The sequence below is a fragment of the Massilia pseudoviolaceinigra genome (assembly GCF_030846505.1).
Classification (GTDB): domain Bacteria; phylum Pseudomonadota; class Gammaproteobacteria; order Burkholderiales; family Burkholderiaceae_D; genus Telluria_A; species Telluria_A violaceinigra.
On the sequence record NZ_JAVCWL010000047.1, the window covers coordinates 1 to 19821 of the forward strand.

Here is a 19821-nt window from a genome sequence, read left to right on the forward strand (position 1 = left end):
CGGCCTGGGATTTGGAGAAGCCTGCCTCTCGCAGGAACTTCTCAAATTCGGAAAGGCTCGGCAGCCGGCCGGCCTCCAACATGCACTTGACGTCGGCCACGCGGGCGTCGTCGTTCATCGGGTTGGTGACCACGCTGATTTCGACCAGGTCCAGCTTCTGCAGGGTGTAGACGCCGGTGTCCTTGTTGACGCTGTAGTCCTTGACGCGGTACCCGATCGACAGACCTGTGATGGTCTTGGTGCTCATGCCCTTGTGCGCAAGGCGCGCATACGGCGCATCGTCGAGCCAGAGCGACGCCTCGCCCAGCAGGCCATGGTCGTCCTCTTTCAGCGCCTCCCAGGCGCCGATCGGCTGGTCCGGCTGGTGCTGCCACAGCACCGGCACCGTGCGGCCCGACTTCTGCCACTTGCCCAGGCTTTCCGCGAACGCGCCGGGGGCAACGATATCGCCGCCCTTGTCGACGACGTTGAACACCGAACCGTAGCCGGAAAAGTTGCCCTTGTCGGTCAGGCTTTTCAGCTCCAGATCAATCGATTTGTGGAGGATTTGCATCATCGTTTTCCTTGATTCCAAGCCAGGAGAGCACGGCCGACTTGGCCGCCTGGGCGGTGTTGGTGATTTTTCCCAGCAGCGAAAGCGGGATCAGGTTGCTTTGCACGGTCAGCTCGTCGCCGCCAGGCAGCGGTTCCAAGTTTTCCAGCGAGCGGCAGAAGTTCCGCGTGTAAATTCCGTTTTGCGTCATGGTGCTGTAGAGGGCGGCGCGCGACGCGCTGTCACCGCGCAACAGGCCCTCTACACTGTATTCTGAGAAGAAACGCATGCGCTCCGCAGGTTTCAGCAGCGATTTTGCGATGCCCTGCTCGATGCGCTTCATGTAGGCCCGCAGGACGTAGTCGATAAAGTTCTGATTGATCTGCTCGCGTCCGGTACCCCAGTTCGATACAGCGGTGCCGTGGCCGATCATCGACGGCGGCATGCCGAACCAGCGGCACAGGTCTTCCACGCTGAACGACCGCGTTTCGAGCATCTGCGCATCGGCCGGGTGCATCGAGAGTTGCGTGAACTCGGTGGCGCCCTCGAGCAACATCATGTTGCCGGTGCGGTCGTCACCAAACACAGCCCCCATTACCTTGCCCTTCGCCTGTTCGCGCTGGGCCGGGTCCAGATATTCCTTCATCGTGAGCACGCCGGACAAGCGCATGCCCTTGCCAAAGGTGTTGGCCGATGCGTTTTCGGCCGCCGTGGCGCCGCACATCGACCGCCAGCCGGCCGTAATCGGGGAAATGCCTACCAGCCCATCGGTGCCGAAGCCCTTGATATGCCAGATTTCGTCCTCGGTGAACTCCTTTTGCCCGCGCGGATCGGCGTACAGGTAGCTCACCGCGCCGTCCTGGCTGCGCCGCACGGTCATCAGGGCCGGGTTGAGCGGGTCCAGCGCCACGATGCGGCCGGCGGCGCCGTAGCTTTTCAGGCAGTACGCGTTCCCCCACAGGCAAATCTGCGATACCACCGCTTCCCAAAACTCCACGGCCGTCATGTCGGCGTTAGGCGAGTCGTGCAGCAGGTAGTACAGCGGGTGCTCGCGCGCCACCACACGTATTTCGCGCCCGTTCACCACCTTGCGCTCGTAGGTGATCAGCGGCAGCGTGGCGATCGTTTCCGCGATCAGGCGCACGCACGACCAGACCACCGACAGTTGCAATGCCGCGTTCACGCCTGGCGTGCCGCCTCGCACGTCGCCGAAGTTGATCGTGACGTCCTTGTTTGCGTCGCGCACGCCGCGGTAGGCGACTGCATCCCGGATCGAAAAGTAGATGCTTTTCAATGTCAAGCCACTGGCCGACATTGCCTTGCTGAATAATTTCATGTGTTATTGGTCCGAAAGGTAGTCGTCGAGGGAGCCACCCTTTTTAGGCTTGGCTGTCTGCATGATGCCGATCGCCATGACCGCAGCGACGATCAAGTCGATACGCCCGGTCGCCTTATCTTTGTCTAGCTTGCGATTGCCTGCGCCGTCTTCTGTCGTAACCGCGTTGCCGGCGCACATCGTCAAAATCTTGTGCCCGTTGTGAACGATCTCGTCGTTCAAAAGCATCCTTTCGAATTCCTCGACCGCTGGACTCATGTCCTTAAATCCCTGACCGAAAGGCTTCATCTCCGGCAGGCTAATTCCGTCATCGGACGCCATTGCCAGCAGATCCTCGATACGCCAGCGATCGTATGCGCAGGCGATAATCTCGAAGAAGTCGCTCATTGCCGACAATTTTTGCAGGATGACCCGCTTGCTGATCGCTCGACCTGGCGTCGTGTTGAGGATGCCCTGGGCTTTCCACTCAACGTAGGGCACCCGATCAGTATCAGCTTTGCGTTGCAGGCCGACGTCAGGCAGCCACCCATACGGGACCAGCTTCCAGGGCTCGCCGTCTACGATTGGCTCCACCAAAAACACCAGTCCTGTCAGATCGGTAGTGCTGGCCAGGTCCAGGCCGGCGAACGCGCGACGGCCGCGCAGCTCCTCGACATCAAATTCTTGCTTGGCGCCTTTCCAAATCTCATGGGAAATCCATGGCGATTCGGCTTCCGTCCACTGGCAAAAATTCAGCCGACGGACGAGTGCTTCTTTGGATGGCATGCCTTTCGCCTCCGTGACCTGCTCACGGATGTATTTGTACCCAGGTAAATTCGCATCCTGCAGCGAGGGATTTGCCTTCGGCCAGCAAGCCTCGTCGAGGAATGGATCGTCCGCCTCGTCCAACCCGCAAATGTAGGTGAAGAATCCGTCATCGATCACCTCACCACGGGCTACTCGCCCGCCGTACTCGTGGTAAGCCCAGCATGGGCCGTTGCGCCCGCTGCCGGCGTTGGTGATCATAAAGATCATCGCCTGGCGCCGCGACTTGGTGCCGGCGCGCAGCATCTCTACAACGGTATTCGTCCGGTGCTCGTGCAGCTCGTCGACCAGCGCGATGTGCGGCCGCGGCCCCGACTGCCCGTCATCACTACTGATCGGTCGGAAGAACGCGCCTTGAGCGAGATAGGCCAGATTCCAAACCTTCTCGCCCGTACCACTCTTAGTAATCCGCTTTGTGAGCTCCGGAGACTGGTCGCACATCGCCACCGCGTCCCGGAACAGGATCATCGCCTGGTCTTTTTTTGTCGCGGCGCTGTAAATCTCGGCTCGTGGCTCCCCATCAGCGACTAGCCCCTTCATTCCAATGCCAGCAGCGAGCGGTGATTTGCCAGACCCCTTCGCGGTCTCGACGTATGCCACTCGAAAGCGACGATACCCGTCGTCGCCATGCCAGCCGAACAGTGAACCGACTATGAATTTTTGCCATGGCAGCAGCTCGAACGGCACGCCTTCAAAATCGCCACCGTTCAGCTTCAGCACATTCCGGTAAAAGCGCTGGGCCTTGTTCGATGCCTCCAGATTCCAGACCAACCCGCGCTTGGCGCCCTCCGTCAGGTCGTCAAGATGGCGGGCGCACTGGGCACGTACGTCCGGTCCAGCAACCCGCACGCCGTCTACAACTGACTGCGCGTATTCCGTTACCGCATCATCCGAAGAACTCGGCGAGCGGGTCTGTTTTGTTTTCTTCATCTGGTGTCGCGTGCACTTTCGAACGGGCAGCCGGGGTCAGGCCGAACTCCACCAGGTAGGACTTGAACTGCGCATCGGCAGCACGGAGTTGATTGACGGCTGGGTTTCCTTTGATGAGGGTGTCGCCCTGCATCGTCGTTGTTGTGTAGGTGCGGCCGTCACGCTCGATGAGCAAACGGCACTTCAAAATGTCTGTGTAGCAGTCGACCAGGCGCTCAAGCGCGAAACTGTCCGCTTCCGTGAGCACCCCCATACGATCAAGCAGAACGGAAAGCCGGCCCCACGCAACTTTGCCGCTGTCGTCAAGGTGAGCTGGGCACGACGGAATTTCGCGCTTCGGCTTGGGCTCATTTTTCGGCAACCCTCGCTTTCCCGGGTTGCCTTTTACCAACTTCAATGCGGTTGGCGTCGGGCGTCGTCCGGCCATAATTTCTATTCCAGAAAAAAAGTTTCAATTCGCGGTTGTGCGTATCGAGGGAGAGCGCGGTCCTGTGTGGGCCAAGTCCCTGAAGTTTGGACATGCCCCCGTGGCAACATTTCTCGGAAGAACGTTGCATCAGAAGAATGTTTCGTTGAATGCATCACTCCGAGCCAGGCCATCCGTCTTCCCTGATCGTCAACTTCGGCCGCTTGGTCTTTCCCTGCTCGGCTTCGGTCTTCACCTCGTGGCACGGTGCGCAGATCGCCTGGAGGTTGCTCGGGTCGTCTGTGCGTGCGTCAGACCATCGCAGCGCCGCGCACTTGGCCTTGCTGATGATGTGGTCGACCGCGTACGCGATGACGCCGTAGCGGCCCGCCTTGAGGCAGACCTGACACAGGCCGCCGTCGCGCTCCATCACTACCTTACGGACTCGATCCCATGCTGCGCCGTAGCCGCGCTCTTGCCGGGATAGCTTCGACCAGGCCATCGTTATGCGTATTCCTGGCCACCAGCGCTGTGCTGCGCCATGTATGCGGCGTGTGCAGCCTCGGTGCGATCACGCATCCATGCATCGAAGTCGTCGGTAGGCAACGAGCTGTAGGTCATGAGCGAACCGCTGCACTTTGGCTCTGCTGGTACAAGGTTGTATCGCGCCATCAGGGTAATGAAGTCGGGCCCGATATCAGGGCAGTACTCGCACGCGACGGTTACCAGTTCGTCGGCCTTCACGCTCAGGGTGACGCTGATCGTGTGCTTTGGCAGCCCAAGTGCCGCGATCAGCTCTACCCCAATGTCCCGTCCGGTGATCGCCATACTAGCCGCACACCGGATTGTGCGTCGACGTGCGGGTGACGGTGCCGATTTCCGTGTAGGTTTTGAGCGATTCCTGATACAACTGCGAATCACGATCAGCCTTCTTTGCATTGGCCGCCATGATCTCGGTCTGGGTCTCCAGCTGCGCGAGGATCCTGCTGGAACAATCGGTGCGGTTGACCACGCGCATCTCGATGCCACCTTCGAGCAGCAGCACCTTGACGCCGTCAGGCAGATCGGCCAGGCCCCTCTCCTTGAGGCGGTCGCGCTGCTCTTTGTCGAGAAACTTGGAATAGCTGAGCACCACCGTATCGCCGGCCGCAGCGTTGAACTGCATAGGGGCGATCGACACGGCCACCTGCTCACGCCCGAATAGGCGGTCCAGCATATTTTTCCACATCAGTGCTTCTCCTCATGTTGGTTGGTAGGAAGTGTCACCGCCTGCTCTACGCGAGTACCCGCGGTACCCTGCGGTGGGAGTCCGTAGCCATGGTTCATCGGTGACTGCACCCGCTATTGCGAGTCGCACCGCTGGAGTGCGATGGCGCGGTCGTGAGTTGAATCGAGTGACCGGAGCCGAAACATAATCCCTTATGAGCAGGAACGTCCGCTCATGATAAATTGCCAATTCCACTCGACAATTAAGAAGGAAATCCCATGAGTCTCAACCGTGATTTACAGCTTGAATTGCTAAAACTTCTTGCCGACCGCTACCCGGACCCAGTACCCGCGAATGAGTTACTTAACGACAACCCACTTACGACGCGAAATCTCTATTACCTTGCAGAGCACGATTTGGTCGAGGGTCAGCTTTCGCAAAATGTCGGGCTGAGGGTCGCGAAATTTCGTCAGGCGAAAATCACCGCGAAAGGCATGGATTTTCTTGCTGATGACGGCGGCCTTTCAGCAATTTTGGGTGTGGTGACAGTCAAACTTCACGACGACACAATCCGGAATCTGATCGCGGCACGCATTCAGGATTCAGATCTTCCGGCTGAAGAAAAGACTGGATTGCTGAATCAGTTGCGAGAGCTGCGCGGCGAGTCCATAAAACACCTGACAATGAAATTATTGGATGCGGGACTGGACAATGCTTCGAAAGCACTTCCACTAATTCAAAGAGCCCTTGAGGCGTTCCAGTAATGACCTCTTCGCCGCGCCGCTCGTAGCGGGCATAGCCGATCGGTTCCGTAACGCCCTGCCGGCTCAGGGCAAGCCAGAACTCATTTAGTGGGGTGTCGATGACAAGGAACGTCTCAGTAGAGCAGGAAAAGGCACGACTGGACACCTGAACCATGCAGGACGGCTTTAACGAGACAGCATTATTGCTTGACGTCTTGCTGGTGCAGCCGATGGGGATTCTGTTCGTCATGGCTCGGCTTCCGGTTCGTTGTTGTGCGGGATCAGTCCCCATCCCAGCTGTCGGCGTATCTCGTCGGCTGATGGCGGCGGCTCGTGTTCGGCGTGCGTGCGCTGGTCCATGTATTCGCGCACCAGGCGCTTGTCGGGCTTGGTGGTCTGCGTCATGGCCTGCCTTGCGGTGTATGGCGGTAGCTGTAGGATTCGAACCTACGCACCCTTGCGAGTGGACGGCTTAGCAAGCCGCTGCCTTCGGCCTCTCAGCCAAGCTACCTGTAATCTGGCAAACCGTATGGGGATCGAACCCATCTACGCAGCGTGAAAGGCTGCTGACCTCACCTGAAGTCGAACGGTTCATTGGCAGAAGATGAGGGAATCGAACCATCGGCGTTTCCACCGGCACGGTTTTCAAGACCGCTTTGCGCCCTGCGCGCCATCTTCCAATGCAAAAAGCCAGCGATCCGCAAGGAAGCTGGCTTATTTCCGGGCGCAAGAAGTCCCGATGGCGACTATTCTACTATGCCGAGCCGTGATGTCAATGATCTGTGAAGCTTATTTACTCAAGTTCAAAAACTGGATTGACGCACCGGCGTACAAATTTCTTGCTCCCACGCTCCGCAGTGCTATGCATGGTTGCACCATACGGTCCACTCGATCTCCTGGCAGTGTCCGCCGGCCAGAATCGGAGGTTCGTGCCACACTGACATTTGATTGCATGTGCTAACCCAGTTGACAACGTGGCCATGAACTGGCGGCGAGCCGCCAGCCGCATTGCTTCCCTAATGTCCCCGAAGTCTGCTAGGCATCCAAGCAGGTAAATGAGCGGTCTGGGTATTTCTTTTCAAAGTCCTTTGCAGCCAACCTGCAAGCTGTCCAACTTTTGTATCTACCGTGATCACGTAGATCTAGTCCGTTCTTAGCAGTGGATTTGAGGTTGTATTCCTTAGCAGCGTGAGCCGGTACCGCAAAGGTTAGCATGCATACGATTGCAAAAAGTTTAATCATGACTCTCCCCAAGTAATTTTTGCGAAAACTCGCAGTTACATAGTGATACAAAAATAATAAAAATGAAAAACTATTGTGATTACATATACGTGTCTGTTGTTTGCACGCGACTGCTGGGCAGGACTCTTAGCGCCCCCCCCTTTTTCTACGTCGCCCTACTTGCGAAGCAGATGCCGCATCTTGATGTTGAAGCGCTGCACTGCGATCTGCCAGAAGGACCACCAGGCGTCCGCAGCCGAAGAGCGGTAGGTACCTTCCGCGCATTGTGATATACACTTCCTGCAGACGATCAACGCCTGACGGACGTCTGCCTTGTCTCGAGCATTGCTATCAGTCTCACCTTCCCGGAAAAGGCGGTGTCGCAGTTAAATGAGCCAGATACCCGAAAATAAAGCTCCCACAGTAACAACGAGGTGAACCGGGAAGAAAGTGCGAAGGCCCCAACGGAATGCGAGCGCCCGCCGATTGCAAAATCATTTTCGCGGCTAGCGTGAGCATAAGCGCGCCGCTGGTTGCATTAGCTATGCGTCAGTATTTCAACACGCCACTCGGTCCTTGAGCAGCCTGAACAGGCTGTCAACCGCCTGATCGAACACCTTGGCGAAGTCCGCGCGCCAGACGCCGCGTGTCTTGAGGCCGTAGTGCGTCATGACCGCCTCGCGCTCGATGACGCACAGGTCCCAGACCGCCGTGTGCACCTCGCGCACCAGGCGCTTGTTGACCTCGATTTCCATGTCCTCGAAGCTGTGAATGCGTGCGTCTGGGGCGCCCAGGCATTGCCGTGGCGCGCCTTCGGCAATCGGTTCACCGGTCCTGATCCATTCGGCCCATCCGTCCAGCAGCCGCAGAACGTTCTCGTAATGCTCTTGTGCTACGGTCCCGCGCACCGCCGGCGGCAGCGTGGCAACGCGAACAGGCTTGAGCGCCGGCGGCGCGCTATCCCCGGTTACGTCGACGAAGACGATGTCGGGCACCGGTGGCGTCTTGACGGGCCAGCGCAGCGTGAGTGTCGGGCGCTTGCTCATGGGCGTACCTCGACGCTTTCGGCTGCTGTCCGGGCCAGCGCGGCGCTGTGGCACGCCACCAGGATCAGATGCCAGTCATCGCGGCGGGTCCAGTACGTTGCGCGGCACCAGTTCACTTCTTGCATGTCGAACTCCTTCATTTTCAGTAACTCCATCAGGCGCTGCTCTATCTTTCCCGGTATCGGTCGATCGCTTTTTGTCATGCATTTCTCTCGGCCATAGTTGTCATTTAGAGGGGTTGGTTGGAACCCCTCCGCAGTCGGTACGTATGAGGGTTAGGTGTTCCTGGCCCCGAGCAAAATCAGCAAAAACTTGTATCGAAAGTGACGTATTCACGGATGGTCAGTTCCGCTACGGCTCGCCCAGGCCGCCCCCTCGCTCTTTCGATTGACGCACTCTGGTGAATGCGCCTGCCAAACGAGCCAAGCATTCCAACTCTGTACCTCTGTTCGCTCCGGCCTGTGCTCTCAGGCCTCGGCAAGGCCCCCTCTGCGCCTTGTTCGTGCTGTGCCTTGGTGCTCGACGGTGCTGTCGGTCTTTTTGCGGTGTGAGCCGATTCAGACCCTTGCACGTTTTTTGAGGTGTCGTCCGCTCCACCTGGCGCCGCGCGTTCGCTTGGCTCGGTCAGCCCGGCGAAATTCGTCGAGCTGGTACCGCATTCGGCTTCGAACGAAATTCGCACGAAGTCGGATGCGGGCTGCTTGCCCTACTTCGCGCGCAGCAGCCGCGCTTCCCACATCACCTTCAACTTGATATCGGCGAACACGCTCGCCTGCACCTGGAGCACCGTGCGCTTGCGGGCGAAGCTGTATGCCTGACCTTCCAGCGCCAGCTCCATCTGCTCCATGGCGTAGTCGTTCCAGTCAGTGCCGTTGCAGGCCGGCGCCGCGACGCCCACGCCCAGCAGCTCGGCGGCGGCGTGCGCAGCATCGAGGCCAGGGTTGCGGCCAATGCGTGCAGCTGTCTCCAGGTCGTTGTCCGCGCATACGACGCCCATCCCGAACCGGTCCATGCGCTCGGCGACGACAGGAAGATTTCCGGCGTTGAAAGCGACAACAACACGGCAGTTCGGGATGGCTTGGAAGACGGTCAGGCCGGTGGCGAAGCCCTCGACCAGCACCGTGACGACGGCATTAGGCCGCTCGATGGCGTAATAGGCGCACTTCGTGGTGGCGCCGAAGTGGAATTTCTTCTCGCCTTCTGGCGAAATGCGCTGCACGCTGAGAATCTTCCCGTTGTAGAGCATCGGAACGACCAGCCAGCCTTTGTGATCGACGCGCAGGCCGACGCAGCCGGCCACGCCGAGGCCCTTGCCCACCAGGTAGGGATGGCTATCACGGAGCGGTGCGCAGCGGTCATAAAAGGCGCGCGCACCCAGGGTGGCTTCGCACAACGCGGCGCGGCGTTCAGCCTGGCGGCGGGCGATGGCGGTGCGGTCGATGGGGGCGGCAAGCGCAGCGACGTCGTCACTGGCGCGCCACATCAGCGGCTCGGCGTGCACGGCGTAGTCCTGGCACCAGCCGACCAGACCGTCGTCGGCCAGCTTGATGCTGCCGTTCCTCTTGCGCGGATGGCTCTCGGTCTTGCACCGAATCCAGCGGCCAGGCGTGAAATTGTCCGGCACGATGATGCCGTTCGCCTGGACGAATTGAAGGAACTCGCTCATGCCCGTGCCGCCCGTGCCTTCTCGGCGATCTTGCGCGACGTAAGCCAGCCGCGCACCTTCTTGCTCGGCTCTGCTGCGGGCGTGGCCTTCATTTCGGTATCCGGCCAGTCGCCGAACTTGTCCTTGAACTTGTGCGACGCCCACCCGAGACTCCATCCCTTGCTCTCAGCGACAAATCTCAGGCCGGAATAGAACTCCTTTTTGTCGTCCACCGATGGCGCCGACTTCTTGCCCTTTACCTCTTTAAGCACACCGGCAACCTGTTCGATGACAGCTGACTTTTCGTACGCGGCGCCGCACGATGGGCACGTCGGCGCAGCATCGTGGACGTGAAAGCACGCCGGGCACTTAACCGGTTTTTTCTCAGCCTTCTTCGGCGGCACCTTGGCTTCCTTGGGCTTGCCGTCGTCCAGCTCGTCAATGCCGTTCTCGAAAAAATGCTGCACATCGGTCCAGAAACGCATGCAGTTGCCGCTGTGGTCGAGCACGATCGCTTCGTGTTTTCCTGTGCTCTCTGAACAGCGCAGCACGCGACCCAGCATTTGGATGTGGATCGCAAGCGCCTTGCGCAACGGGCGAGCCATAATCAGCACCTCAATGTCGGGCACGTCAAAGCCGCGGGTCAAGCTCTCAATGCTGATGAGGCCACGAATGTAGCTGTCTGGCTTGCGGAACTCGGCGACGGCAGCGACCTGTTCGTCGTCGGTCTGACGATAGGTATACAAGCCGCATATCACACCGGCCATCATGAACTGGCGTTGAAGCTCTTCCGCGTGTGCGACGGACGATGCGAACGCGATGAACTTCTTGTCCTGGCCATGCTGCTTGTAGCCCTGGATGACGTCACCAATGATGGGCAGCGAACGCGATTCGACTTCCCTCTCGACCCACTCACCGGTGTTAGACACTTCGGCGCCGGTCATGTCTGGCTCCGATGCAGCAAAGACGCGGAATGGTACGAGGCGCTTCTCGGCGATCAGTTGGTTCGTGGTCGCCGCGTTGATGACGTGGTCGAAGTACTTGCCGAGTCCCTTTGTAAAGGGTGTCGCGGTCAATCCGATCGTGAAACAACCGCGTTCACCGCGACGCTGCGTCAGGCGCTTCTTGAGCGATGTCGGCAACACGTGGCATTCGTCGATCACCAGCAGATTAACGTCGAGCGGCGCGTCCTTTAGCGTTGCCAAGCTGACGATCTGAATCGGATTGTTGCGGTCGGCACGCGGGTTCTGGGCCTGCATGATTCCGTGATCCAGTCCGTACCGGTCAAACCGTTCCGACGCCTGGTTGACAAGCGCGATACGGTCCATGGCGAAAGCGCCGCGCTTGTAGTTCTGCCGAACTGTCTTGAGGATCGCTGTCGCCAACTCGGTTTTTCCGAAGCCACAGGGCGCCTGGATCAGAATATTCTTGTAACCGCTCACAAACGCGTGGTGGAGCGCTTCAATTACGGCCGTTTGCAGTGGAAACAGTTTCAGTTCTTGAACCATCATGCCCCCTGCGTAGCGCGAACGATGCAGCGCTCGATTTCGCCGTTAGTGTCAACGTCGGCCACACGACGAAGGCGCTTGAGCAGCTTGTCGAACTTCACGACCTGGTCGTTAGCTTTCAGGAAGTCGTTGCGGTGCGAAGTAGCCAAGCTGCGCGCCTCGTGAAGTTCACGCAGAAGGGCATCGATGCGGGCGCCCTGGTCCGTGCTGCCAAGCGCTGTAACCTGCGCCTTGAGTTCTGTAATTTCCTCGCGCAGCGCCTCGTTTTTACTCTCCAGGGCACTATTTAATTCTTCGAGGTCCGGCACATGGCCATCGTCCAGCCCGTCGATGAACTGAGCGATGGATGCGGAGCCGGCTGATGCGGCAGCAGGGACGCCGAGGTCGAGGATGTCCTCTGCTGGCACGGGACCGCCACCAGCGGATACACACGGCTGTGACACGGTTGCAGGCTCGACTGGCGGAGAAAACGGCGGTTGCGTGGCGAGTGCGAGTGCGGCTGGCTTGCCGATCTTCGCCGTATCCATCTGATAGGTAGCGCCGTTCCGCGTGACATCACGAACCGTATCTTGTGATCGATCACAAGATGGCTTGCGCGACGTTGACACGCGCGACACGTACTCGCGGCTCACGTGGCAAGCGGCAGCAATCTGCATCTGAGTCCAAGTCGACCATTCCGGGTCGTCAAGCATTTCCTCGACAGCGCGCTTTTTGTCCGCAGCGGATCGCGGCAGCCCGTGCGTTGCGTTGGCGCCGAACGAGAACAATTTTGCGTCGCGATAAGTGCCGGCGCGAACATCGCACCGGATCTCAGCGAGGCCGGCAGCGCGGTGCGCATGGTAGCGGTGGAACCCATCAGCCAGCCATCTGCCTCCTTCGCTACCGTCAGCAAACACGATTGCAGGCGGGAACTCGACGCCCTGCTCGAGCGCGAGTTTGTATTCGCCTACCGTCGCGTCGTCAGTTTTTGCGCGGGCCTGAGTGCCGGCAAGGATGTTGATCTCGTCGAGACGCAGCTTTTGAATGTTGCTCATAACAGACCTCAGAACGGGCGGTCGGAAGGGTCGAATGCCGGCCCTGGTGGCGGCGTTGGAACGATGCTGACCTGCGCGTGAGCTGTGATGGACAACGTGTCCAGGCCGACCTGCCGCTGGGCCATCAGTCGTCGTATCAACGCGCGGATTTCGCCGGCAGGAATGAAGGCCAAGCACGACCTTTCCTCGTGCAGGATTTCGAAGTCAGACAAACCGTCGCTGAGCAGGTAGTCGAAGAACTGATCGAGAAGAAAAGGCTCGTTCGGGCGATTCTTCTGACCAAGGACGACGACATACTCAGTCATGCCCTGCCATTGTTCGGTCTGAAAGCTCGCAGGAACCTTCTTGCCTTCGCGGTCGATGACGTAGCCCAGGTCAATGAACAGAGGCGCACTCATCAAGCGCCCCACAATTCAAAGCGATTGAACGCGCGGACGACCGTCGCGCCCTTGATCAGCTCGCGGCAATACAGCTGGATGACGGTGCGTTTGATGATGGTTTTCATGCTGTTCTCCAAAATTTGGGCGTAAAGGGGCCTTGCGCCAAGCGGAAGCCCGGCGGCGGCGCTACTAATTTTTATGAGGAGCCCTTAGGTAGGCGTAGGTTCAGTTAGTCCAGCACAACACGCCTCGTGCAAAGCGCAGATAGCCTTGAACGTCGAGATTTTGCAGTCATCTTGACCGTTCAAAATTCGGTTGACAGTAGGCTGAGTGGTCCCGAGCTCAGCGGCGAGTCGGACTTGCGACCACTCTTGCTTGGCCTTGATTTCCCTCAAGAGGGTTGAGATATTTTTGTCCATACGCCCATTCTATTCATGAATGAGTAGATATGCAATGCATTCTCAAATAAATTTGTTGCGCTGACCTATACGCGTATGTATCATGGAAGGATGGACATCTCAAATCGACTAGAAGAAGCAATGCGCGATGCCGGATTCGCGTCCCAAAGCGCGCTATCGCGCGCCTCCGGTGTGCCCCAGCCCACAATCAATCGAATTGCGCGTGGTGCTGGATCGAAAGGCCCAGAGGCACACACCCTCACCCTCTTGGCGGAAGCGTGTAACGTCAACTTCCAGTGGTTGCATGAGGGGACCGGGCCGAAATTCCGCTCACCGACTAACGAACTGCATGAAGACTTCCGCAAAATTATCGTCTTGGAGGATGGCGAAGAAGACCCGCGCTTTGTCTCTATTCCGATGGTCACCCTGCGTCTTTCTGCTGGCGTTACAGGCTTTCAGACCGAGCCTGACTATCGAGACGGTGGCGGCGTGTTGGTGTCGGCCGAGTGGATCGACAAATGCCGGTTTGCCTCGACGCATTTGGTGGCTATGAAGGTTCGCGGGGAGAGCATGGAGCCGTCGCTGTACGAGGACGATATCGTGATCATCAACACAGCCGACAAGAAGCCAGTCGATGGTCACGTGTATGCGGTGAACTACGAAGGTGAGGCCGTCGTGAAGAGGCTATCCCGGGACGCGGGCATGTGGTGGCTGGAATCGGATAATCCGGACAAGCGCAAGTTTCATCGCAAGCTGTGCCAGGGTGAGGGCTGCATTATTGTGGGTCGCGTTGTAAGAAAGGACAGCCAGCACATCTGAGCCACGCGACGTAGGAACGCAACACATTGACCCGCCCTGAGCGGGATTTTTTTCGTTCAATCTATTCAACCTTTAATTAATTATCCATTCGGGTATTGCTAATGCTTAATCAATCGCGTATACTTGATCCCAGTCAACAAGGACAAAACCTAAGTTCATATCAATGATTTGCGTGAAGGGTAGTTCGGTGAAGAGGATTAAGAGCCTTGCGAACCAGCAATTTCAGCGGTTATTTCCGTGAGCACAGCGTTGAGTTTCGCTGCATGTTCGCGGTTTAGGCGCGCTGCATCCTCGTCACTTATCGCATATCGGGCAGTGTGTTTTCGAAGCATCTTCAACTGCGATTTGAAAGGCGTATTGGATTCCACAACCTCGACGGGAAGGCACTTAATTGCCTCCTCAAATGCCGAGGTCAGCAAGATCAAGTCAAGCTTTCCAGCAAGCAATTCGACTTCAAGCCGTGCGATACCGCGGTTGGCCGCAGCCCCAGCATCAGTGGGGGAAGATTGAGATGAGCTAAAACTGTTTTCCAGTCGATGAACAATTTCCGCGTTCATTGACCGCCCAGACGAGACGGCGGCCAACTCCAACTGGGAACGAAGCTCAACCTGCATTCGCACACCAAACGGGGCAATATGAGACGTGGGAAGACGCGTATTTGTTGGAATGGACATAGCTACAGAGTGTAGTCAAAAACGGCTTGACGTGATAGCTTCATAGTGTAATCATTACAGCCTGTAATCACACCGTAAGAGACGACATGACTAGTCCAATTCCCCCATTCGGCCTGAGGTTACCGCCAGATCTTAAAAAATGGCTAGCTGAACAAGCTGCATTGAACCGGCGAAGCCTGAACAGCGAGATCACGAAGAGGCTGGAGGATAGCAGGGCGCTACAAAGTCGGAAGCACAAACAGAAATCATGCTCACTTGCCGAGCAAAAAAGTGATGCGGATTGAGGATTTAGCAATACTGACTGATTGAGGACGGCTTGCAGGCCGCCCTCCAGTCATTACAAACTTACCTGATGGCCAGGTAAGTCGGGGTATTGAATGTTTGCAGCATTCAGCACCTTTTGGAGCAGTGCGCACTTTTTTGGAGAGACCAAATGCACAAAACGAATGTTAACACCGGGGTTTTAGATACGCAAGCGGATATTTTGGCGAACGCGCTATCAATTTCTGACGCGGTTCACCAGCAGTCACAAGATATCGAGACGCAAATTCTCGACGCCAAAATTCTTATCGAGGCGATCTTCACCGCTATTGACGGCATGCACGGCTTGCCATCGAAGGCGATGCACAGCGTCAACATGATCAACTGCTTTGCCACTTGCGCATTGCGTAACATAGAGTTGGCAACCCAAGCGAACAGCGCCGTCTTGACTATGACCGCTAGAGGTGCAGCATGAGCGCTGCCAATCCGCACTTCCATAGAATCGAGCGCGCACCGTACGAGCTCGGCTGCTTGCTGCGCAGGCTGCCACGCTATTTGTCTGACCCGGCTCTGACCGATGAGCAGCGCGAATTGGCTGCGGCTGCTGGCCACCACGCCAGTAACTACAGTGCCTCCCTGCTGGCCGGCCTGGAATCGCTGGGGCGCGTCATCTGGAGTGCCGCTCTCAACGAGGAACAGCAGGTCGAACGCCGTGATTTCGCCGACGTGGGCCAAATGGTGGCCACACTGGCCACCCAGCTCCAATACCTGAACTACCTGCACGGTGAGGTCGAACTTCACATCCACCGTGAGAAGGGAGCAGTAGCATGAGCGCCGCGACCAATGCCGTGCCGGCGGAAGATATCCGGCCGATTCACCATCCGTTCTCGTGGGTACCTAACGCAAAGACGGACGACGTTAACGCCCATTTTGCCGCGCTGACGTTCGACGTATGTAATGGCGTGCAGACCTACCTGGAGCTGGTGCAATCGACCGATATGGCGTTGCAAGCGAATTCCTTGGGCAGCGATGTCGATCCTCTACTCAGCAGGGTTGACCGAGAGCAGCTCTTGCTGCTGGCGACGGCGGCTGTGCAGATGCTTGGTAAGCAGGCTTTCGAGCGTGCCGACGACCTGGACAACCAGGCGCGCAAGGCCACAGCCATGAAGAAAGGAGCAGCACGATGAGCAGCCGTCAACCGCATGAGGTGCTGGCTACGCGGCCGGCGCGCACGATCAGCGAACTGGTCCCGGTCGGCACGTCGACCATTGGCGGCAAGGTCGTACAGACGACTAATGCGCGCGACTTACGCGCTTTTCTTCAAATCGGCAAAGACTTCTCCGCCTGGGTCAAAACTCAAATCGCACGCGCCCGCTTGGTCGAAGGACGGGACTTTGTAAGCTCCCCCTCAAGGGGGAGCTCAGGCCAGCACACGGTCGAATACCACCTGACACTTGAGGCCGGGAAGCACGTGGCCATGCTATCGGAAACTGATAATGGTTTCGAGGTACGCGAGTACTTCATCGAATGCGAGCGCCGTGCGCTTTCTACGGTGCCTGCGTTGCCGAACTTCGCCGACCCAGCGGCAGCAGCGCGCGCCTGGGCCGATGAGGTGGAGGCGACGCGTGCAGCTGAGGGCAAAGTGCAGCAGCTGGAGCACAAGCTCGCCGATCAGGCGCCGGCCGTGGCCGGGTTCGATCTGATCGCCAGCGCTGACGGCACGCTGTGCATCCGCGACGCTGCGGCCGCTCTGCAAATGCGCCAGTGCGACCTTACCGACTACCTGATCAGCAAGGCCTGGATTTATGAGCGGGTAGGCGCAGAAGGGTACAGGGCTTACCGCACGCGGTTGCAGGCACTCGACCTGAAATACAAGACCTTCGGATATGAGAGCAAGACCTCTGGCGAGCGGAAGGTGCGGCAGCAGGTTCTTATCACGCACAAAGGCCTGACCACGCTGGCAAAGCTGATTGCGTCGGAAGCTGCCGAGGCGAAACTTGCCGCGGCGACCAAACATCACCAGCACCAGCTGAGCATCGGCCCCGAGTAGCCCTCGCCGGCCACCGGCAACCGCAAAAAAAGAAGGCCACCTGGCGCGCAGACGCCGGATGGCCTGTCACAGCCAAAATATTTGAAAGCATGCTATGAACGACCAGAAAGATACCACAACGCTGGCCACTACGAAAGGCGGTGCAGCGTGAGCGCCGGCATCGACGAAGTAGGCGTCAGACGCTTGGCTGGCCTGGCCAACGTAATCAGCGCGCTACTGGCCGCGATCCCAATCTTGCAGCCTGAGAGCAGGGCGGATGCGCTGCAAACCTGCGCCAGCATGGCGGCCGATGTGGCCGACGAGCTGGAGGCTATTACCCGATTTGAACCAGAAAGCAAACAATGAACCAACCAAAAAAATTCCTGCGACTCCCAGCCGTGATCGACATCGTGGGCATCCAACGTACAGCGATTTACGAACGAATCAAGGCTGGAACATTTCCCAAGCCGATCAGCTTGGGGCCGCGTGCAGTTGTCTGGGACTCAAGTGAAATCGCCGGTTGGCAGGAGCAGTGCATCGCATTGGCAAAGTCGCGTACCCACAATTAACGATGTGGGTAGAAATGTGGGTACGCATTATGAAAAAAGCCCCGTCATAGGGGCTTTTTCTATTAAATGGCGGAAGCGGTGAGATTCGAACTCACGAACGGCTCACACCGTCGCCAGTTTTCAAGACTGGTGCCTTCAACCACTCGGCCACGCTTCCTGCAGAACGCGATTATACAGAAAACCCCCGTTCTTGGGCAGTAACACCTTATCCGATGCCCGATTCCATGGCCACCACCCCGACCAGACCCGGCTCCGCCGACACCCCGGCCGGCGCCTCCGTGATCAGGTTCTCCGGCGTCAGCGCCGTCGCCGCCACCCCTTGCAGCGCCATCATCGTCAGGAATCCCCACGCGGCACCGGCCGCACCGTCGGCATCGAACTGGACCAGCGTATCGGCCCCGCTTTGCAGGTACCTCAGCACCCCGCTGGCGAACGGGTCGCCCGGCGGAACCGCACCCGCCAACAGGGCCGACACGTCGATACGGTCGCCGCCCGCCCCCACCGCAAAATCCCGCACCGTAAACGTGCTCGTTCCCAAGGTACCGACCACACCGAAGCGGTCCGTACCAGCCCCGCCAATGGCGCTGATCTCGTTCGAGTTCTGCGTTTCGCGCAGCAGGATGATGGCGTCGTCGCCATCGCCACCGTTGGCCACCACCCGCCCGCGCGCAAGGTAATCGTTGGCATTGATCTCGATCAGGTCGTTGCCGCTGCCGCCGAATGCGCCCACATCGCCGTCGCTTTGCACCTTGAGGATGTCGTTGCCGCGGCCGCCGTTGAGCAAGCCGGACATGTCGACCGCGCGCATCAGGTCATCGCCCGCCCCGCCGTCAAGCACATCGTTGCCACGGTAACCCGACATCGTGTCGTTGCCGCTGCCGCCGTTGAAGACGTCGTTGCCGCCGTCGCCAAACATCAGGTCGTCGCCCTCGCCGCCGAACAGCTGGTCGTCGCCTTCGTGGCCCGCCAGCAGGTCGTTGCCGCGCCCGCCGGTCAACGTGTCGTTGCCATCGTGCCCATTCAGGTAGTCGCCGCCCGCGCCGCCGTCGATCACATCGTTGCCCGAGTAACCGTTCAAATCGTCGTTGCCGTCGCCGCCGCTGAGGAGGTCGTCGCCGAGTTGGCCCCATAGCTGGTCGTTGCCCGCGCCGCCGTAGATGGAGTCGTTGAGCACGCCAGCGAAGACCTGGTCGTCCCCGCTGGTTCCATACACCGTCATGCCATTGTTCGAGCCATCCGGGTTGTAGCCTTCGAAGAAGTTATTCGGCAGCACATCCTGCGCGCGCACGCCGGTCAGGGTCGCGATCGTATGGAAAGTGCTGGCCGTGCCGGCCGCCCCGTCCTCGTCGAGCTGCAGCAGCGTGTCGTTACCCTGCTGCACCAGGCGCGCGATGCCGGCCACCCCGAAGGGATTGGCGAAGGATGACTCGAACAGTTGTCCCAGGCTGAACCTGTCGCCACCGGCGCCCGGCACAAAGTCGTCGATGATGATGTTTTCCTCGTGCACACGGTCGTAAAAGATGAACAGGTCGCTGCCGCTGCCGCCCGTCGCATGCACGGTCAGGGCCGCCGTTCCCGTGCCGAAGTTGATGCGGTCCTCGCCATCGCCGCCGGCCACCAGCACGTTGCTGACCACCACCCCGCCGCCGGCCATGGAAGCGACGAAGAGGCTATCCGTGCCCGCGCCGCCGTACAGGCTGTCGTTGCCCTCGCCGCCGGACAGCACGTCGTCGTCGGCGCCGCCATCGAGGCGGTCCGCCCCAGTGCCGAACGCGTCGAGCGAGTCGGTGCCCGGCCCGCCGACGAGGATGTTGTTGCCGCTGTCGTCGCGCAGCACGTCGCCGCCTTCGCCGCCACGCAGCAGGTCGTCGCCCTCGCCGCCGTTGATCCGGTCCCAGCCGGCATCGCCATCGATCAGGTCGCTGCCTTGCTCGCCGGCGATAGTGTCGTTGCCGGCGCCGCCGAATACGCTGTCGGCACCATCGCCGCCGAAGATGCGGTCGCCATCGCCCTCCTCCTCGTCGCCGCCGTCGATATAATCGTTGCCGCCCTCGCCGAACAGCAGATCGCCGCTGCCAAGGCCGAACAGTTGGTCGTCCAGCTCGCCGCCTTGCAGAAAATCACTGTTCTCGGTGCCGGTCAGGGTCAGGCCGGTCACCAGGAAATTGACAGGACGGCGCGGCCCGCCGTCGGGATCGGACATCATGAAAAATGTTGTCATGGAAATTCCTCAGGAAAGGTTGAATCGAGGCAAGCGGGCGCGCACGCGAACGCGGACG

26 protein-coding genes and 3 tRNA genes are annotated in these 19821 nt (G+C 59.0%); 9 read left to right on the forward strand and 20 right to left on the reverse strand.

Translation table 11 applies throughout. The annotated features are described in order from the left end of the window. The 7 genes from RBA40_RS30585 to RBA40_RS30615 all read right to left on the reverse strand — a co-directional run. On the reverse strand, window positions 1-556 hold a 556-nt coding region (locus RBA40_RS30585), incomplete at its 3' end, for an HK97 family phage prohead protease (protein ID WP_306652415.1). Further along, complete coding sequence (locus tag RBA40_RS30590; protein ID WP_306652417.1) at window positions 528-1868, reverse strand: phage portal protein; 1341 nt, start codon at window positions 1866-1868, stop codon at window positions 528-530. The genes RBA40_RS30585 and RBA40_RS30590, both read right to left, overlap by 29 nt. A 3-nt stretch (window positions 1869-1871) precedes the next feature. After that, on the reverse strand, window positions 1872-3602 hold the full coding sequence (locus RBA40_RS30595; protein WP_306652418.1) for a terminase large subunit: 1731 nt from the start codon (window positions 3600-3602) through the stop codon (window positions 1872-1874). Next, entirely contained in the window at window positions 3559-4029 is a 471-nt protein-coding gene (locus RBA40_RS30600; protein ID WP_306652420.1) for a phage terminase small subunit P27 family, read from the reverse strand. The genes RBA40_RS30595 and RBA40_RS30600 overlap by 44 nt, the downstream gene beginning before the upstream one ends. Before the next feature lie 154 nt (window positions 4030-4183). Continuing rightward, window positions 4184-4510 (reverse strand): HNH endonuclease, encoded by a 327-nt coding sequence (locus RBA40_RS30605; protein ID WP_306652422.1) that lies wholly within the window; start codon window positions 4508-4510, stop codon window positions 4184-4186. 2 nt (window positions 4511-4512) lie between these two features. Further along, window positions 4513-4836 carry a hypothetical protein gene (locus RBA40_RS30610; RefSeq protein WP_306652424.1) on the reverse strand — a complete coding sequence of 108 codons (324 nt, stop codon included), beginning with the start codon at window positions 4834-4836 and terminating at the stop codon, window positions 4513-4515. 1 nt (window position 4837) lies between these two features. Next, a complete protein-coding gene (locus RBA40_RS30615) occupies window positions 4838-5224 on the reverse strand; it encodes a hypothetical protein (RefSeq protein ID WP_306652425.1) in 387 nt (128 codons plus the stop codon). Window positions 5225-5493: 269 nt separating this feature from the next. Here RBA40_RS30615 and RBA40_RS30620 point away from each other — a divergent pair, with 269 nt between their 5' ends. Then, window positions 5494-5979 carry a hypothetical protein gene (locus tag RBA40_RS30620; protein ID WP_306652427.1) on the forward strand — a complete coding sequence of 162 codons (486 nt, stop codon included), beginning with the start codon at window positions 5494-5496 and terminating at the stop codon, window positions 5977-5979. Window positions 5980-6204: 225 nt separating this feature from the next. Here RBA40_RS30620 and RBA40_RS30625 read toward each other — a convergent pair whose 3' ends face one another. The 10 genes from RBA40_RS30625 to RBA40_RS33650 all read right to left on the reverse strand — a co-directional run bounded on the left by RBA40_RS30625 (window position 6205) and on the right by RBA40_RS33650 (window position 13211). After that, window positions 6205-6363 (reverse strand): hypothetical protein, encoded by a 159-nt coding sequence (locus RBA40_RS30625; protein WP_306652429.1) that lies wholly within the window; start codon window positions 6361-6363, stop codon window positions 6205-6207. Window positions 6364-6381: 18 nt separating this feature from the next. After that, window positions 6382-6469: transfer RNA gene (locus tag RBA40_RS30630), tRNA-Ser, on the reverse strand. Between the two features lie 7 nt (window positions 6470-6476). Next, window positions 6477-6551, reverse strand: a tRNA-Glu gene (locus tag RBA40_RS30635). Window positions 6552-7736: 1185 nt separating this feature from the next. Next, the gene (locus RBA40_RS30640; protein ID WP_306652430.1) at window positions 7737-8225 is read right to left on the reverse strand and encodes a hypothetical protein; all 489 of its coding nucleotides are present in this window, start codon (window positions 8223-8225) and stop codon (window positions 7737-7739) included. Further along, window positions 8222-8380, reverse strand: a complete 159-nt coding sequence (locus tag RBA40_RS30645) for a hypothetical protein (RefSeq protein WP_306652431.1) — start codon at window positions 8378-8380, stop codon at window positions 8222-8224. Before RBA40_RS30645 ends, RBA40_RS30640 begins: the two co-directional genes overlap by 4 nt. A 551-nt stretch (window positions 8381-8931) precedes the next feature. After that, the gene (locus tag RBA40_RS30650) at window positions 8932-9891 is read right to left on the reverse strand and encodes a toprim domain-containing protein (RefSeq protein ID WP_306652433.1); all 960 of its coding nucleotides are present in this window, start codon (window positions 9889-9891) and stop codon (window positions 8932-8934) included. Further along, window positions 9888-11381, reverse strand: a complete 1494-nt coding sequence (locus RBA40_RS30655) for a DEAD/DEAH box helicase (RefSeq protein ID WP_306652434.1) — start codon at window positions 11379-11381, stop codon at window positions 9888-9890. Before RBA40_RS30655 ends, RBA40_RS30650 begins: the two co-directional genes overlap by 4 nt. Next, on the reverse strand, window positions 11378-12412 hold the full coding sequence (locus tag RBA40_RS30660) for a hypothetical protein (protein WP_306652435.1): 1035 nt from the start codon (window positions 12410-12412) through the stop codon (window positions 11378-11380). Before RBA40_RS30660 ends, RBA40_RS30655 begins: the two co-directional genes overlap by 4 nt. Before the next feature lie 8 nt (window positions 12413-12420). Further along, a complete protein-coding gene (locus tag RBA40_RS30665) occupies window positions 12421-12810 on the reverse strand; it encodes a hypothetical protein (RefSeq protein WP_306652438.1) in 390 nt (129 codons plus the stop codon). A 191-nt stretch (window positions 12811-13001) separates the two neighbouring features. After that, window positions 13002-13211 carry a helix-turn-helix transcriptional regulator gene (locus RBA40_RS33650; protein WP_374710568.1) on the reverse strand — a complete coding sequence of 70 codons (210 nt, stop codon included), beginning with the start codon at window positions 13209-13211 and terminating at the stop codon, window positions 13002-13004. A gap of 90 nt (window positions 13212-13301) precedes the next feature. Between RBA40_RS33650 and RBA40_RS30670 the strand changes: the two genes are divergently transcribed. Then, a complete protein-coding gene (locus RBA40_RS30670; protein WP_306652440.1) occupies window positions 13302-14009 on the forward strand; it encodes an XRE family transcriptional regulator in 708 nt (235 codons plus the stop codon). Window positions 14010-14206: 197 nt separating this feature from the next. On the opposite strand, the gene RBA40_RS30675 is transcribed toward RBA40_RS30670, so the two are convergent. Continuing rightward, complete coding sequence (locus RBA40_RS30675; protein WP_306652441.1) at window positions 14207-14683, reverse strand: Arc family DNA-binding protein; 477 nt, start codon at window positions 14681-14683, stop codon at window positions 14207-14209. Window positions 14684-14769: 86 nt separating this feature from the next. Between RBA40_RS30675 and RBA40_RS33655 the strand changes: the two genes are divergently transcribed. From RBA40_RS33655 to RBA40_RS30705, 7 genes are all read left to right on the forward strand, one after another. Then, window positions 14770-14967 carry an Arc family DNA-binding protein gene (locus RBA40_RS33655; protein WP_374710569.1) on the forward strand — a complete coding sequence of 66 codons (198 nt, stop codon included), beginning with the start codon at window positions 14770-14772 and terminating at the stop codon, window positions 14965-14967. 149 nt (window positions 14968-15116) lie between these two features. Then, window positions 15117-15419, forward strand: a complete 303-nt coding sequence (locus tag RBA40_RS30680; protein ID WP_306652443.1) for a hypothetical protein — start codon at window positions 15117-15119, stop codon at window positions 15417-15419. Next, on the forward strand, window positions 15416-15775 hold the full coding sequence (locus tag RBA40_RS30685; RefSeq protein WP_306652445.1) for a hypothetical protein: 360 nt from the start codon (window positions 15416-15418) through the stop codon (window positions 15773-15775). Before RBA40_RS30680 ends, RBA40_RS30685 begins: the two co-directional genes overlap by 4 nt. After that, entirely contained in the window at window positions 15772-16131 is a 360-nt protein-coding gene (locus RBA40_RS30690) for a hypothetical protein (RefSeq protein ID WP_306652447.1), read from the forward strand. Before RBA40_RS30685 ends, RBA40_RS30690 begins: the two co-directional genes overlap by 4 nt. After that, complete coding sequence (locus RBA40_RS30695; protein WP_306652449.1) at window positions 16128-16994, forward strand: antA/AntB antirepressor family protein; 867 nt, start codon at window positions 16128-16130, stop codon at window positions 16992-16994. Before RBA40_RS30690 ends, RBA40_RS30695 begins: the two co-directional genes overlap by 4 nt. 147 nt (window positions 16995-17141) lie before the next feature. Further along, complete coding sequence (locus RBA40_RS30700; protein ID WP_306652451.1) at window positions 17142-17339, forward strand: hypothetical protein; 198 nt, start codon at window positions 17142-17144, stop codon at window positions 17337-17339. Beyond that, window positions 17336-17542 carry a helix-turn-helix transcriptional regulator gene (locus tag RBA40_RS30705; protein WP_306652453.1) on the forward strand — a complete coding sequence of 69 codons (207 nt, stop codon included), beginning with the start codon at window positions 17336-17338 and terminating at the stop codon, window positions 17540-17542. The genes RBA40_RS30700 and RBA40_RS30705 overlap by 4 nt, the downstream gene beginning before the upstream one ends. A 67-nt stretch (window positions 17543-17609) precedes the next feature. On the opposite strand, the gene RBA40_RS30710 is transcribed toward RBA40_RS30705, so the two are convergent. Together RBA40_RS30710 and RBA40_RS30715 are read right to left on the reverse strand one after the other, a co-directional pair. Next, window positions 17610-17699, reverse strand: a tRNA-Ser gene (locus tag RBA40_RS30710). 48 nt (window positions 17700-17747) lie between these two features. After that, window positions 17748-19763, reverse strand: a complete 2016-nt coding sequence (locus RBA40_RS30715; RefSeq protein ID WP_306652455.1) for a calcium-binding protein — start codon at window positions 19761-19763, stop codon at window positions 17748-17750. Window positions 19764-19821 lie beyond the last annotated feature (58 nt).